Origin of the sequence: Bradyrhizobium sp. 2TAF36, from assembly GCF_052114925.1 — a bacterium.
GTDB lineage: Bacteria > Pseudomonadota > Alphaproteobacteria > Rhizobiales > Xanthobacteraceae > Bradyrhizobium > Bradyrhizobium barranii.
The window spans coordinates 1-14,239 of sequence record NZ_JBFRFR010000078.1 but is presented as its reverse complement, the minus strand read 5'-3'; the positions used below and the strand labels follow the sequence as shown (position 1 = coordinate 14,239).

The following is a 14,239-nucleotide window of genomic DNA, read 5'->3' as shown; positions in this document are numbered from 1 at the left end:
TCCAAGCCGTCTTATAGGGAGGCAGCCCATCAAAGTGCGGCTTACGAGCGGTCTTAAGAAAAGGAGGACTCAATATGGCAACATTCATCCTTGTTCCCGGGGCAGGCGGCATGGCTTGGTATTGGCACCGTGTGGCCCCGCTTATTCACGCGTCAGGGCACGAACCCGTGGCGGTTGACCTCCCTGGCGACGACAGGCACGCCGGTCTTGCAGCGTATGCTGACATCGTCGTCCGCTCGATCGCGGAACGAGCCGATGTTATTCTGGTCGCTCAGTCGCTTGCAGGCTTCACGGCACCCCTCGTTTGCGCACGTGCGCACGTGCGGATGGTGGTGTTTGTCAACGCGATGATCCCAGAGCCGGGCGAGACCGCTGGCGTATGGTGGGGCGCAACAGGAGCAGTAGAGGCGCGGGAACAAGCTGCGGCGGTGCGTGGCTATACGGCGGAATTCGACGTGGAAACGTACTTTCTGCACGACGTGCCGCAGGAGGTGCTGCGCGCTGGCCCTGAAAAGCCTCGCGAGGAAGCCGAGACCATTTTCGGCGAGCCCTGTCTTTTCGAGCGTTGGCCTGACATCCCCATTCATGTTCTTGCGGGAAAAGATGACCGCTTTTTCCCAATCGAATTTCAACGGCGTGTCGCGCGCGAAAGGCTCGGAAAGGAGGTGGCAGAAATTCCCGGTGGCCATCTTGTTGCGTTGTCGAATGCGGAGGGACTGGCCGAATGCCTTGTTGCCTATGAGAAGGGTTGATTGCGGGCCAGCTTTGCTAAATGAGTCTAGGTCGGCTCATGGCCCTTCAGCGACCTCGGGAGACGTCCGCTTTCCCCGCCGTGGCAAATTCAGGCCCCCACCATTACCAGACATCGAACGTTCATTCGGCAGATCGGATGCCTCGCGGATCGATACCTCGGTTCGAGGCGACGTAATCGATCTCGCCGCGCGTAGTACCGATATCCATTAGCTCCCTGTCACTTAGGTCGCACAAGGTGGCTCGTAACCTCGCCACTGTTGAAATGCATCCCAATATATTTCGAGAGGGCTGTAGACTTGCCGCTTTGCGGCTGCCTGTCTCGGCTCGGTGGCCCCGTGGACCGTGCTCATTGCGATGTGTCCAGGCTGGACTGTTTCACGAGCCGAGGATACCGGGCGATGCGCTGGCGCGCTTAACATCCGGCTTACTTTTTCCTCCCCGGCGGCTTATTCTTTGCGCCTGCAACCGGCAACAGAAGCCGTTGGAGGCAACGTAGGGAAATAGCAACGTGCGCTACCTCTTCGAGGAGTACGCATTCGACACTGACCGCCGGGAGCTACATCGCGGAGCGAACGTCGTGGCCATCGCGCCCCAGGTATTCGACCTGCTCGACTACCTGCTCCGCAATAGGGAGCGCGTCGTTAGTAAAGACGACCTCATCAAGGCCATTTGGGACGGGCGTATCGTCTCCGATGCAGCGCTGACGACCCGCGTGAACGTCGCCCGGAGCGCGATCGGCGATTCCGGCGAGGAACAGCGCCTGATCAAAACACTGCCAAGGAAGGGCTTTCGCTTCGTTGGCCCGGTGCGGGAAGCGCAGAGGCCCTTAAGCGTGGCGGTGACCGAAATCCCGGCGGAACAGCCGAAACCCGTCCTGCCACTCCCCGATAAGCCCTCGCTCGCCGTTCTCCCCTTTACCAACCTGAGCTCCGACCCGGAGCAGGAGTATTTCGCCGACGGCATGGTCGAGGACATCATTACCGGCCTGTCGCGGTCCAAGTCGCTTTTTGTCATCGCGCGACACTCCACCTTTACTTACAAAGGCAAGGCCGTCGACATCAAGCAGGTCGGGCGTGAACTTGGCGTTCGCTATGTGCTCGAAGGCAGTGTGCGCAAAGCCGGCAATCGAGTCCGCATTACCGGGCAGTTGATCTACGCTACGACAGGAGCACATCTTTGGGCGGACCGGTTCGACAGTCAACTCGAAGATATTTTCGACCTGCAGGATCAAGTAACGAGCTGCGTGATTGGCGCAATCTTTCCTCAATTGGAGCGCGCCGAAATCGAGCGCGCGAAACGCAAGCCGACTGGAAGCCTTGAGGCCTACGACTATTATCTTCGCGCGCTATCAAGCTTTTACCAATTCACCCGCGAACAGAATATTGAAGCGGTTAGACTGAGCCAGGCCGCCAACGTGATCGATCCCGAATTCGCCGCAGCATACGCCCTTGGCGCTTATTCCTATCTGCAAAGAAAGTTCTTCGGCTGGAGAAGCGATGCTGCACAGGAGTGTGTTGAAGCCAGGCGACTCGTAATGCGGGCAATTGAGCTCGATAAGGACGATCCAACGGTGCTGGCGAGGACCGGACAGGTGATCTCTGAATTATTGGGTGAGGTCGAGGAGGGCGCAGCCCTCCTCTCACGGGCGATAAATCTAGATCCAAATCTCGTCATCGCACGGTATTCGCGCGGCGGAGAACACCTTATGCTCGGCGAATTAGACGCGGCGCTCGAACAATATGAAATCGCGGTGCGTTTAAGTCCGCTGGATCCATTAATATTTTTTGCCCAGACCGGGATAGCATATGCTCATTTTATGGCGGGTCGGTATGACGACGGTTCATCTTGGGCAAGGTCTGCTGTCCTGCAGCGGCCAAATTATGTGAACRCACAATTTATTCTGGCGGCATGCCTTTCGATGTCTGGACGGGTTGAGGAAGCACGAGTCGTCTTTGCGCGCCTACTGCAACTGAAGCCGGTCCTACGTATTTCCAGAATCAAAACAAGATTTCGCAGGGCGGAAGATATCGAAAGATTGTCGCAAGCTTGCCGGATGGCGGGCCTACCGGAATGAGCCGCGCCGCCTCGCAGTCCAGTCCCGCTGTCGACGCATGGATTGTTCCCGTCTCGTCAGCGCTGATAAGGTCGACGCTGATTGGATGAGACACTCGGGACGGGAAGTCATCGAGCGACCCGGCGACTTCCGGTTTTGGCCCATCGCGTCATTTCGCTGCGCTACGGAATTTGGTCGCTATCGGAGCATAGCGGACTCTGGCGAGCCGTCCGCCCGGCAGATTTATGGGTTCACGGCCTAGCAAAGCCGGTTTTGGTTTCAAGAGGAGGCTGAAAAAAATTTGTCACCGATTGCCGCGCCGTTACAGGTCCTCCCGCAGTTCTTGAAGAACGGATGCCGCACCTTTCCCTCGGCGGACTTGGCGCGATACTCGATCTCAGCAAGCAGCTTCGGTTCGACCACCTTTGTGCGCAATCATCTTGGCATAGGGCTGTGTCTTCCGCACCAGCGGCTCGAGGCGCCACCTCAGCTCGGCCGCCGATGTCTTGTCGAAGCCGTGGTCGACCTTGCCGGCATAGATCAGGTCGTCGCCCTTGCGCCGACCGAGATACATGCCGTCCCACTTGCCCTCATCGAGGGCGAAGCCGGCGATGGTGAGTGTCTCGCGCTGGGCGCAGGTTTTCTTGACCCAATTGTTGCTGCGGCCGACCGGGTACGCGCTGTCGCGCACCTTGGAGATGACGCCTTCGAGCCCGATCTTGCAGGCATGGGCAAACATCTCGTTCCCGTCGATCTCGAAACTCGCGCTGAACTGAACGTCGGTGCCGGCAATGATCTTCTTCAGCTCCGCCTTGCGCTGAAACAGCGGTAACTTCCGGATGTCCCTGCCGTTGAGGTAGAGCAGGTCGAAGGCGACGAGCACGATCTTCGTTGACTTGCCTTTGAGCTCATTCTGCAAGACCGAGAAGTCCGTCGTGCCGTCGGTGGCAGGTACGACAATCTCTCCGTCGATGATGGCCGAGCTCGCCTTGACGTGCCAGGCGTCATCGGAAACCTTCTTGAAACGCTTCGTCCAGTCGTGGCCGCGCCGTGTGAAGACCTTGACGGCTTCGTTGGCGAGGTGGACTTGCACGCGGTAGCCGTCGAACTTGATTTCGTGAATCCATCGCTCGCCGGATGGCACGCGGTCGGTCGCGGAGGCGTGCGGTCTGATCGGCTTGGCGCTGTTCGTCGCGCTCTATCTTCCTTGGTAAGCCGATCGCGAGTCCATCACAAAGACCTGCCGGTTCACGCCGGCGGGTTTTTATCGCTGACGCTTAACGCAGCCGAAGGCCGTCAGTTTATCGGACGGACGATTCCTTTGCTGGGAGGCGGTGCGTCATGGACTGTCTGAGCCTGGTAATACCGGCCGCTATTGGCGTGCTGGCTGGGCTGTTCTTCCTCGGCCACAACTGGCGGGCCTGGCACTCCCGGCGCTCTAATCCGCAATTGGATCGGCAGCCGGGAGCATTGGGGCTGGAATGACCTGCCGTGCCATGTCTGCCCTCCTAGTCACGTGAATCTAAAGTTCGCCACATAAAGTCCGCTGAGCTTTATAGCAGAAGCGTTTGACGGAAGCCAAAATCTGGTCTGCGGACTTGGTCCATTTGAATGGCTTCGGTTTTCTGTTGTGCAGGTCGATGAAGGTACGGATGTCGGCCTCGAGCTGCCTGACGGAGGTGTGAACACCTCGCTGGATCTGTTTTCTGGTGAGTTCAGCGAACCAGCGCTCGACCTGATTGATCCATGACGCGGAAGTCGGCGTGAAGTGGACATGATAGTGCGGCCGACGGGCGAGCCACGCTTTGATCTTAGGTGTTTTGTGGGTGGCGTAGTTGTCCATGACGAGATGGACATCGAGGCCTTCAGGAACTTGAGCATCGATCCCTTTTAAAAACTTCAAGAACTCGACTGCCCGGTGCCGCTTATAGCATTTGCCGATGACGAACCCCGAGGCGACATCGAGCGCGGCAAACAGCGAGGTCGTACCATGCCGCACATAACTGTGCGTGCGCCGTTCCGGTACGCCCGGCATCATCGGCAGGACCGGCTGCTCGCGATCCAGGGCCTGGATCTGGCTTTTCTCATCGATACTGAGGACAAGGGCTCGGTTCGGTGGGGACAGGTAAAGGCCGACGATATCGCGGACCTTGTCGACGAACAGCGGGTCGCTCGACAGCTTGAATGTCTGGCTGCGGTGCGGCTGCAGGCCGAACGCCATCCACATTCGGCGGATCGTGGTGTGGGAAAAGCCAGTTTCCCCAGCCATTGAGCGGATCGACCAGTGCGTCGCGTCGGGTGGCGTTGTACGCAATGTCCGCTCAATTACCTCAGCAACCTGATCGTCGTTGATGGTTCGAGGGCGGCCAGGGCGGGCCCCGTCAAGCAGGCCATCACAGCGATCCTTCAAAAATCGGCGACGCCACTTGCCAACGGTGTGTTCGTGGAGGCCGAGTTCGGCAGCCACGGACTTGCTTGGCAAGCCATCCGCACACCGCAGGATCGCGCGGCAGCGCTCAGATAGCGATCGGGCAACGCGATGACGACGAACTTGCCTCTCCAAGTACGCCCGCTCCTGCGGACTAAGCACCAACGGCGCGATCGGCCGGCCTCGTTCACCTGCATTCGCCACGAGCTCTCTCCTCTGTAGAGATTCGAGCTATCAACTAATGTGGCGAACTTGCGTTCCAGATGACTAGCACTACTTTGGCAGATTGCCCATTTTGCCTTGCTTTATAGGATTCCCGAATCAATTTTTCAATGATTCATGGGTGGTCGGCTCTTGGAGGGCTGACCATGGCGGGATGGGAAGACGAACTCGAACGCTGGCTGATGCCGTTCTTGGACCGGCTGGGTCATAAGACCCGACAGCGGATGTGTCCTCTCTATGTTGCAGGATTGATCGGTCCTGGCGATCGCAAGAGCGTTCAGCCGATGGCGGAGCGCCTTGCCACGGGCAACTACGACCAGCTGCACCATTTCATTGCGGACGGTGTCTGGGACGCGACGCCGCTGGAGACAGAGCTGCTCAACCAGGCGAACCGGCTTGTCGGTGGCAAGGATGCGGTGTTGGTTATTGATGACACCTCACTGCCGAAGAAGGGCGAACGCTCGGTTGGTGTTGCAGCTCAATACGCGTCGGCTCTCGGCAAAACGGCAAATTGCCAAACGCTGGTGTCTTTGACGCTTGCGCACGGCGAAGTGCCAGTGATGATCGCGTTACGTCTCTTTTTGCCTGACAGTTGGACAAGCGACGTGTCACGTTTGAAGCGCGCTCGCGTGCCAGTCGAACATCGAACGACACGGTCCAAGCCGGAAATTGCTTTGGCCGAGATTGACCGCGCGATGGCAGCCAACGTGCGCTTTGGATGTGTTCTGGCGGATGCAGGATACGGACTTAGCGCACCGTTTCGACAAGGACTAACAGAGCGCGGGCTGGCCTGGGCTGTCGGCATCCCTCGGCACCTGAAGGTGTATCCGGTCGATGTGAAGCTCATTTGGCCGATTACCAAGTCCGCGGGAAACCACGAAAGCACCACGTGCCCGATATCTTATCGATTGCGGCAGAACAAATGCTGGCCAGCGCCAAATGGAAATCCGTGAGTTGGCGCAGCGGGACGAAAGGTAGGCTGAAAGCCCGATTTGCTGCTCTCCGTGTCCGCACCGCCGACGGCCCTGCTCAGCGGATTTGGGATAAGGGTCAGCAGCATCTCCCGGGCGACGAAGCTTGGCTCATTGGCGAGCAACGTGCCTCAGGTGAGAAGAAATACTATCTTGCCAATCTCCCTGTGGCGACGGATCTGCGCACACTAGCCGCCACCATCAAGGCAAGATGGATTTGTGAGCAGGCGCATCAGCAGTTGAAGGAGGAACTTGGACTTGATCACTTCGAGGGGCGATCATGGCAGGGTCTTCATCGCCACGCCCTGATGACAATGATCGCCTACRCCTTCCTACAACATCGTCGCCTCGCACACGCGGGGCGGAAAAAAAAGAATCAACGGATCTCCGCCTCAGCCAAGCATGCCCGCCGTACGTCAGGCCATCGTCGATCTCATCCTTCGGCCGCCGTCTCAACGGTGTCCATACTGCCGAAAACAAATCCTTGAAAAACGCTGGCGCAAATAGATTCTGCCAAAGTAGTGCTAGGCCGTGAACCCATAAATCTGCCGGTCGGTCGGCTTGCTAGAGTCCGCTATGCCCCGATAGCGACCAAATTCCGCAGCACAGCGAAATGACGCGATGGGCCAATATGCGACATCGCCTCGACGGGCAAAGTCCAACGAATTGCTTCACGCTCCGATTGTGCCGCTGTTGCTCGTTGCTCCAAATGCCTTTGATTATACGCCAACAGTCAGGACGGTCCGTCGCCTTCGGCATCATGTCGATGCCCGTGCCAGGCGAAATGGCGAAGATGAAGGCCCTCGCTTACGCCGGCAAAAGTCCAGCCGAACGATAGCTGTCGATCATCGCGTCGAAGAGTGAGATATCCGAGCGACCTCTCGCGAAGAGCTGCGCGCCCGCAACGGCCGAATAGATTGCTCGAGCCCGCGCTTGGCTTTCCTTAGGTTTGACGATCCCGGCAGCAGACAGGAGCTTGCTGAGCCACGCCACATTAACGTCGGCAAAGGCATGGACCTCCTTCTTCACCGTGTCCGGCAGGTCGTCATATTCCGCAGCCATGAAGCTGCAAAGGCACATGCGGTTGTCGCTCGAGAGCGACTTACGAAAAATCTCGGGGTATCGGCGCAGCGCTTTGAGCGGATCAGGCGACTGGTCCGATATAGCTTTAAGGTCCACGACAATATCTTCCCAGTAACGCTTTGCTACCGCTGCCCCGAGATCGGCCTTGGTCGGAAAGTGATGATAGATGCTTGGTGCCTTAATGCCGACTTCGGCGGCGATGTCTCGGAAGTTTAAGCCAGTGTAGCCATGCGCCATCGCGCTCCGTTTTGCTGCAGCAAGAATGATTTCCTTCGAACCTGCGCTCATTGAGCCTTTTCCCTAAAAAAACCAACCAAGTGGAAGGTAGGGCTTGACGGCAGCAATTCCAAGCCCTAAAGATTAGCTACCAACCACTTGGTAGTCTAAAATCCATCCACCCGACCACAAAGGAGAGAATTATGCCGTTTGCACGTATCGATCTGATCAAAGGCAAATCTGCAGACTATCGCGCCAAACTCGCTGACATTGTGTATGAAGGGATTGTCGGTGTTCTTAAGGCTCCGGATGGCGACCGCTTCATTGTTGTCAATGAGTACGCGCCAGAGAATCTCATCTATGATCGGCACTTCCTTGGCATGGATCGGTCGCCTGACTTCATCCTGATCCAGGTGACCAGCACGGTCGGTAACACCAAAGAACTGAAGTTTGCCTTCTACCGGCAGATTGCCGACGAACTCACCAACAAGCTCGGCGTACGGCCCGACGACATCATGATCAACATGGTCTTCGTCAACAAAGAGGATTGGTCGTTTGGCAAAGGGCAGCCCTGGTAGTTGCCTGCTCCTGAAGCTTCTCCCGCCCGGGGGGTCAGCATGGCTCCCCGGACACAGCGAGATAGCTCGGACTGAGCCAATCTGCCCGTTGCTAATATTTTGATTTCTGCCCGAGGCCAAGCAAGCGCAAGGTCCGTTCCGGGTCATTCGCGACTGGGTCGAACCAGTTGCAAGTCCGGCCGTGTCCGCTATGCCGCCGAAAGCAGAATGATTCAGAGCATTAATTTAGCGGCACCTCAAAGGGCCAATGCGGCTTGAGGGTATCGCTGCGGACGTGATTCATGCTCCGAAACTGGAGCCTCGAATCATGCGCTACGAACTCAGCGATTATGAATGGACCGCCATCAAACCGATGCTGCCGAACAAGCCGCGTGGCATTCGGCGTGTAAATGACCGTCGCGTGCTCAATGGCATCTTTTGGGTCCTCCGTTCAGGTGCGCCTTGGCGCGACCTGCCAGAGACCTATGGTCCCCGTACCACCTGTTACAATCGCTTCGTTCGTTGGCGGCGGGCTGGCGTGTGGGACCAGATTATGGATGCGTTGGCCGCCGGTCATGACGCAGCGGTGCAGATGATCGATACCTCCGTTGTGCGCGTGCACCAGCACGGAGCCTGTATCGCGGACAACAATCACCAAGATATGGGTCGCTCGCGAGGGGGCCTGACGAGCAAGATTCACGCGGTGGTGGACACCAATGGCCTGCCGGTCCATCGTAAGTGTGGCGTTGAGGCCCTTGAGAATTTTTGTACTCAGTCCTGAGAGCACCGCTAGAAGAGTCTTCTTCTGCAAGGGTGCTCACAATGGACGACCATTCGGACGACATAAGACGACCGTTGTCATCGCGTATCGAAGTGTACGCAGGCGCAGGTCGAAAGCGCTGGCCGGACGACTTGAAGGCACAGATTGCCGCGGAAAGCCTCGAGCCGGGGGCGATTGTCACAGATGTCGCGCGTCGCCATGGGTGCCGGCCCCAGCAGGTGCACGACTGGCGGCGCCGGGCGCGTTTGGGCCAGTTGGTACTGCCGGCTTCGGCGGACACGCTGTCGTTCGTGCCGGTGGTATCGGAATCGGCGCTACCGGCGGCCGCAGAGCCCACCGGGTCGCCGGAAGCAGCCGTTGTGACGGTTGAGCTCCAGGGGGCACGAGTTGAGGTGCGAGGGACGCCTGGCCTTGCTGTGTTGAGTGATGTGTTCTTGGCGCTTCGACGGACACGTTCATGCTGACGCCGCCCGCGAGCCTCATGATTTACGTGGCGACGCAACCTGTGGACTTCAGAAAAGGTGCGGAGGGCTTGGCGCTCTTGGCAAAGGAGACGCTGGGCCATGACCCGATGAAGGGCGTGGCGGTGGTCTTCCGTGCGAAGCGCGCTGACCGTGTGAAGATTGTCGTCTGGGATGGCAGCGGCCTTGTGCTGTACTGGAAGCGGCTCGATGGCAGCGGCTTCAAATGGCCTCCCATCGTGGCCGGCGTGATGCGGATGAACGCTGCGCAGCTGTCGGCGCTGCTTGCTGGCATGGATTGGACGCGCATGCACGCACCTCGAATCCCGCAGCCGAAAGCGCTTGCGTAAAGATATAAATCTTCGCTGCATCGGGGCGCGAAGCATGGCAGACTCGGGCCAATGAGTGATTTGCCTGATGAGCTGCCGAGCGATCCAGCCGAGTTGCGCGTCTTTGCCGCGGCTCTGCTGGATCGCTGCGCCAGGCTCGAGCGGTTGCTCAAGCTTGCAAAAGATGCGCAGTTCGGTCGATCCTCGGAAAAGCTGGACGCTGATCAGTTACAGCTTGTTCTGGAGGACATCGAAGAGGCCGTCGCGGCTCTCGAAGCAGCCGAGGATCGCGCCAATCCCAGAACCTGCGAGAAGAGAACTGCCGAGCGTAGAACCAACCGTGGTCAACTTCCGGAACATTTGCCGCGCATTGTCGAAATCCTGATACCGGCCGAGACCTGTTGCCCGTCTTGTAAGGGCGACCTCTTCGAGATCGGTCACGATGAGAGCCAGAGGCTGGACGTCGTACCGGCGCAGTATCGCGTCATCGTCACCCGCCGGCCCAAACTGGCCTGCCGCGCCTGTCATGGCGTCGTCCTCCAGCACGCTGCTCCCGAGCGATTGATCAGGGGTGGATTGCCCACTGAGCGGCTCGTCGCGCATGTGATCGACGCCAAGTATCATTGGCATTTGCCGCTTTACCGCCAGGCGCAGATGCTGGCGACGCACGGTATCGCCATCGACCGTTCCACGCTCGCCTTCTGGGTAGGCTATGCCGCCCAGGAATTGAAGCCCTTGTGGCATCGTCTGCGCCAGCTTCTGCTCGCCTCTTCGAAGCTCTGTGTCGATGAGACCCCGGCGCCGGTGCTGGACCCGGGGCGCGGCAGGACCAAAACCGGCTACTTCTGGGCGCTGTCACGCGATGACAGGCCCTGGGCCGGACCTGACCCACCTGGCGTGGTTTACGCCTATGCACCGGGCCGTGGGGCCGTTCATGGCTTGCAGCTGCTTGAGGGCTATCGCGGCATCATCCACTGCGACGGCTATCAGGCTTACAAGACCATGACCCGAGAGACGCGTGTGGACGCCTTGTCCGGGACGCTCGCCTTCTGCTGGTCGCATCTGAGGCGCCAGTTTGTGAAGATCGAGCGCGAGGTTGCTCCGGCGCCAGCTCCGGTTGCCCGCGAGGCTCTTGAGCGCATCGCCCAGCTTTACGCGGTCGAGAAAGCGCTCCGCGGCCGATCAGATGCCGAGCGCCGTGCTGGCAGGCAGGCGCATGCCCGACCTCTGGCTACAGCCTTGAAGCAGTGGTTTGAGGCCAAGCTTGATCACCTTGCACAGAAGAGCGACACGGCGAAGGCCTTGCGTTACGCGCTGCGTCATTGGGATGGCCTGACGCTCTACCTTGATGACGGGCGCATCGAGATGGACACGAATGCTGTCGAGCGTGCGATGCGGCCGATCAAGCTCAACGCCAAGAACTCCCTTTTTGCCGGTTGCGACGAGGGCGCCGAGAATTGGGCAGTTCTGGCTTCGTTAATCGAGACCTGTAAGCTCAATGGCGTCAGTGCCGAGCACTGGCTCGCTGATGTTCTCGCGAAGCTCGTCAATGGTTGGCCTGCGGCGCGACTGGACGAACTGCTCCCTTGGGCGTCGATCTACACGATGCATGCACACGATCCGAGGCTGGCGGCATGAGCCTGAACACGACCGCGGTCCGGATCAAGGTGACCCTCGAGGACGTGAAACCGGAGGTGATGCGATGCCTTGTCGTGCCGCTCACGCTGCGCCTTGATCGGCTGCATCTGACGCTTCAGGCGGCGTTTGGCTGGACGAATAGCCATCTCTTCGAGTTCCTGGCTGGCGAAGGACGTTGGGGTATTCCTGATCCCGATGGAGATTTTGGCCCTCAGCCCATCGATGCTCGCAAGACGCGGCTCTCCAATATCGTTCACGAGACCGGCGCGAAGACGATCCATTATCTCTACGACTTCGGCGACAGCTGGGATCACGTGATCAAGCTCGAAAAGTGGTTCGACAACACGACAATGGAGGGACTTCCCCTCTTGCTCGAGGCCGCGAGCCGTTGTCCTCCGGAAGATGTCGGCGGTGCGTCAGGCTATGCCGAATACCTCGACGCCATTAGCGACCCCACCCATCCGGAGCACGAACAAATGCGCCTCTGGGGCCCCGAGCAGTTTGATCCCAACGTCGTCGACCGGAAGGCGCTCGAGGCCGCAGTCAACGCATTGTCGGAAATATGGAAGCCGCGCCGGCGCACCACGCGTTCAAAATAGACGTCAAGCAYCAATCAAATGGGCCTCAGAGCTACGCTTACGGTCCATCTCGCTCTTACGCCGGGTGAAGCGCATGACAATCGGCTGTGTTCGGTTCTCCTCAGCGCCCTGCTTCCACAAACGATGTTACTCGCGGATCGTGGATACGACGCGGACTGGATCAGGGAGTCTGCCCGCCAGCAAGGAGCATGGGCGAACATTCCGCCGAAACGAAATCGCAAAGACCCGATCTGCTTCAGCCCGCATCTGTATCGTGCGCGGAACTTGATCGAACGGTTCTTCAACAAGATCAAGCAATGTCGGCGTGTCGCGATCCGGTACGACAAACTCGCAGCCAACTATCTGGCGTTCATCAAGCTCGCATCAATCCGAATTTGGCTACGCGCTAACGAGTACACGCCCTTCTGTAATGGGCCCGATGATGTCAAGCCTCCCGAGTGAATGTCACGCCGCCGAGCTCATGCTTCTGTCCGTGGTCAACGCCTGGCCGCCACATCATGCTGTCAGAGGGAGCGGTGAGCCTATCTAGATACGCGTGGTCCGTCAGAAGACGGCCACTGGGCGTGTAACGGCTTCACCGGATCCACCGTCCCGGCGACGGGACTTCGGGCACCAGGCTCAGTTCAGCCCGGTTGCATTCCAACTCTTCTCCTCGTGTTCTATGCTGCGATCGGGSCCGCGTCGGTCCATCGGTAAGTTGTGCCGTCGACCCAGATTCGATGCAGGATCACTGCGAGCTTGCGTGCCAAGGCGACTTTTGCGCGCTTCGAGCCTCGCCGCTTGGCGACGTCCATCCCCCAGCGCTTAAGTTTTGAGAATCGCGTGATGCGCGATAGCAGAACGTTGGCGGCCTCATACAACACCGTACGCACTATCTCGTCGCCGGCCAGCGTGATCCCGCCCGTGACGTCCTTTTCTCCCGATTGGTATTTCTTTGGCGTGAGCCCGAACAGCGCGCCTGCCGCCTTCGATTTTACAATGCGATGAGGATCATCAATCGCCGATTTGTAGGTAATCGCCACTAGGGGACCAACACMTGGCACTGTCATTAGCCGGCGACAGACCGCATCGTCACGCACMRTTGCCAGCACAGCTTTGTGTAGCCTTCCGGTGTTTCCAGCAGAACCGTCTCGAATCCTGCTCTTTGCAGCCCCGCATGCAGCCATTGCGACAGTGGCCCAGCCTCCAGCCCGATCCGATTCACTGCAAAGCCAAGCGTCTCGAAAAATTCGACTAAGGCGTCGGGTTCGCTTGCGACCTTCGCCTCCTTCAGGATCTTACCCTGGGAATCCACAACGCATACGCTCGACAGTTCCAACGACACGTCAATTCCGGCATAATTCTCCACGGCTGTCCTCCGTCTCCAGATGCTTGGGGCCGACTCAAGTCGTGACCCCGTTTCATCATCTATCGGGGGACAGCCACCATCATGCCCCCTTGCACGGAGCAGGGCCCATTACGGCATCTAGTATTATGTACTTGGCTTGCAATTTATCTCCGCTGCCAAAGATGTGATTTGCCGTCACAATCTTCACATGGACCAAAGAGGAAAGGGATCATCGCGATCGCGCCAACTTTCCGGATCGAACCCTTTTTCGCTCGGATCCAGACATGCATCAAGGGAGGTGCGGATTCGGGCTTCATCCATGCCTGAGCCGATGAACACCAACTCTTGAAGGCGATCGCCCCAGGCTTCGTCCCATCGATTCCGGATATGGTCCTGAAGCTCCGGCTCCGCAGGCCATTGCGATCGGGGGATGCTGGCCCACCACAATCCGGCCGGCCCGCATCTGCGCTGAACCCCGGCGACGGAAAGAAGGCCTACCCAGTCGGGACGAGTGGAAAGCCAAAAGCGTCCTTTTGCACGAATGACACCTGCCCAGGGCTGGTCGAGAAACGAGCGAAATCGGACAGGATCGAAGGGGCGCTTCTCGCGGTACACGAAGCTCGATATTCCATAGGAATCCGTCTCAGGTACATGCGCCTGCGGGTTAAGTAGTTCCTTGTGCCATAGGGGATGGCTTGCAGCTTTCGTTGCATCGAAAAGGCCGGTGCCGAGGAGTTTGCTCGGGAAGATTTTGCCGAAATCCGCTTCGATCTGACGAGAGTCAGGATTGATAGCCGCGATGACACCCCGGAGCTTTGCGC

The 14,239-nt window shown here is 58.6% G+C and carries 13 protein-coding genes and 4 pseudogenes; 11 read left to right on the top strand and 6 right to left on the bottom strand.

The window, feature by feature from the left end; all coding sequences use genetic code 11:
- Positions 1-74: 74 nt before the first annotated feature.
- Positions 75-752, top strand: coding sequence for an alpha/beta fold hydrolase (locus tag AB4Z51_RS35150; protein ID WP_063985052.1), 678 nt, complete (start codon positions 75-77; stop codon positions 750-752).
- A 121-nt stretch (positions 753-873) separates the two neighbouring features.
- Here the strand turns inward: AB4Z51_RS35150 and AB4Z51_RS35145 are convergent, their stop codons facing one another.
- Entirely contained in the window at positions 874-1,008 is a 135-nt protein-coding gene (locus tag AB4Z51_RS35145; protein WP_371496218.1) for a DUF1127 domain-containing protein, read from the bottom strand.
- Between the two features lie 253 nt (positions 1,009-1,261).
- On the opposite strand from AB4Z51_RS35145, the gene AB4Z51_RS35140 reads away from it, so the two are divergent.
- Complete coding sequence (locus AB4Z51_RS35140; protein ID WP_441498936.1) at positions 1,262-2,827, top strand: winged helix-turn-helix domain-containing tetratricopeptide repeat protein; 1,566 nt, start codon at positions 1,262-1,264, stop codon at positions 2,825-2,827.
- A 301-nt stretch (positions 2,828-3,128) separates the two neighbouring features.
- Here the strand turns inward: AB4Z51_RS35140 and ligD are convergent.
- Together ligD and AB4Z51_RS35130 are read right to left on the bottom strand one after the other, a co-directional pair.
- Positions 3,129-3,980, bottom strand: a pseudogene (ligD, locus tag AB4Z51_RS35135) (non-homologous end-joining DNA ligase).
- A 348-nt stretch (positions 3,981-4,328) separates the two neighbouring features.
- Complete coding sequence (locus tag AB4Z51_RS35130; protein ID WP_441498935.1) at positions 4,329-5,438, bottom strand: IS630 family transposase; 1,110 nt, start codon at positions 5,436-5,438, stop codon at positions 4,329-4,331.
- A gap of 164 nt (positions 5,439-5,602) precedes the next feature.
- Between AB4Z51_RS35130 and AB4Z51_RS35125 the strand changes: the two genes are divergently transcribed.
- Both AB4Z51_RS35125 and AB4Z51_RS35120 read left to right on the top strand, forming a co-directional pair.
- The gene (locus tag AB4Z51_RS35125; RefSeq protein WP_441498934.1) at positions 5,603-6,409 is read left to right on the top strand and encodes an IS701 family transposase; all 807 of its coding nucleotides are present in this window, start codon (positions 5,603-5,605) and stop codon (positions 6,407-6,409) included.
- Positions 6,346-6,915: a transposase gene (locus AB4Z51_RS35120; RefSeq protein ID WP_441498933.1), complete on the top strand. Its 570-nt coding sequence runs from the start codon at positions 6,346-6,348 to the stop codon at positions 6,913-6,915. Before AB4Z51_RS35125 ends, AB4Z51_RS35120 begins: the two co-directional genes overlap by 64 nt.
- 319 nt (positions 6,916-7,234) lie before the next feature.
- On the opposite strand, the gene AB4Z51_RS35115 is transcribed toward AB4Z51_RS35120, so the two are convergent.
- Positions 7,235-7,798 carry a TetR/AcrR family transcriptional regulator gene (locus AB4Z51_RS35115; RefSeq protein ID WP_135216180.1) on the bottom strand — a complete coding sequence of 188 codons (564 nt, stop codon included), beginning with the start codon at positions 7,796-7,798 and terminating at the stop codon, positions 7,235-7,237.
- Positions 7,799-7,929: 131 nt separating this feature from the next.
- Here AB4Z51_RS35115 and AB4Z51_RS35110 point away from each other — a divergent pair, with 131 nt between their 5' ends.
- The 7 genes and pseudogenes from AB4Z51_RS35110 to AB4Z51_RS35080 form a co-directional block, all read left to right on the top strand.
- On the top strand, positions 7,930-8,304 hold the full coding sequence (locus tag AB4Z51_RS35110) for a tautomerase family protein (RefSeq protein ID WP_441498932.1): 375 nt from the start codon (positions 7,930-7,932) through the stop codon (positions 8,302-8,304).
- Positions 8,305-8,611: 307 nt separating this feature from the next.
- Positions 8,612-9,013 (top strand): annotated as a pseudogene (locus tag AB4Z51_RS35105) (IS5 family transposase); the annotation flags it as partial.
- A gap of 92 nt (positions 9,014-9,105) precedes the next feature.
- On the top strand, positions 9,106-9,528 hold the full coding sequence (gene tnpA / locus AB4Z51_RS35100; RefSeq protein WP_231142008.1) for an IS66-like element accessory protein TnpA: 423 nt from the start codon (positions 9,106-9,108) through the stop codon (positions 9,526-9,528).
- Complete coding sequence (gene tnpB, locus AB4Z51_RS35095; RefSeq protein ID WP_231142412.1) at positions 9,522-9,875, top strand: IS66 family insertion sequence element accessory protein TnpB; 354 nt, start codon at positions 9,522-9,524, stop codon at positions 9,873-9,875. Before tnpA ends, tnpB begins: the two co-directional genes overlap by 7 nt.
- Before the next feature lie 51 nt (positions 9,876-9,926).
- Positions 9,927-11,492: an IS66 family transposase gene (gene tnpC, locus AB4Z51_RS35090; protein ID WP_231142010.1), complete on the top strand. Its 1,566-nt coding sequence runs from the start codon at positions 9,927-9,929 to the stop codon at positions 11,490-11,492.
- Positions 11,489-12,091 (top strand): plasmid pRiA4b ORF-3 family protein, encoded by a 603-nt coding sequence (locus AB4Z51_RS35085; protein ID WP_231142011.1) that lies wholly within the window; start codon positions 11,489-11,491, stop codon positions 12,089-12,091. The genes tnpC and AB4Z51_RS35085 overlap by 4 nt, the downstream gene beginning before the upstream one ends.
- A gap of 36 nt (positions 12,092-12,127) precedes the next feature.
- A pseudogene (locus tag AB4Z51_RS35080) lies at positions 12,128-12,532 on the top strand (IS5 family transposase); the annotation flags it as partial.
- A 218-nt stretch (positions 12,533-12,750) separates the two neighbouring features.
- Here AB4Z51_RS35080 and AB4Z51_RS35075 read toward each other — a convergent pair.
- Positions 12,751-13,439 (bottom strand): annotated as a pseudogene (locus AB4Z51_RS35075) (transposase).
- A 183-nt stretch (positions 13,440-13,622) separates the two neighbouring features.
- On the bottom strand, positions 13,623-14,239 hold a 617-nt coding region (locus AB4Z51_RS35070; protein ID WP_441498931.1), incomplete at its 5' end, for a GTP-binding protein.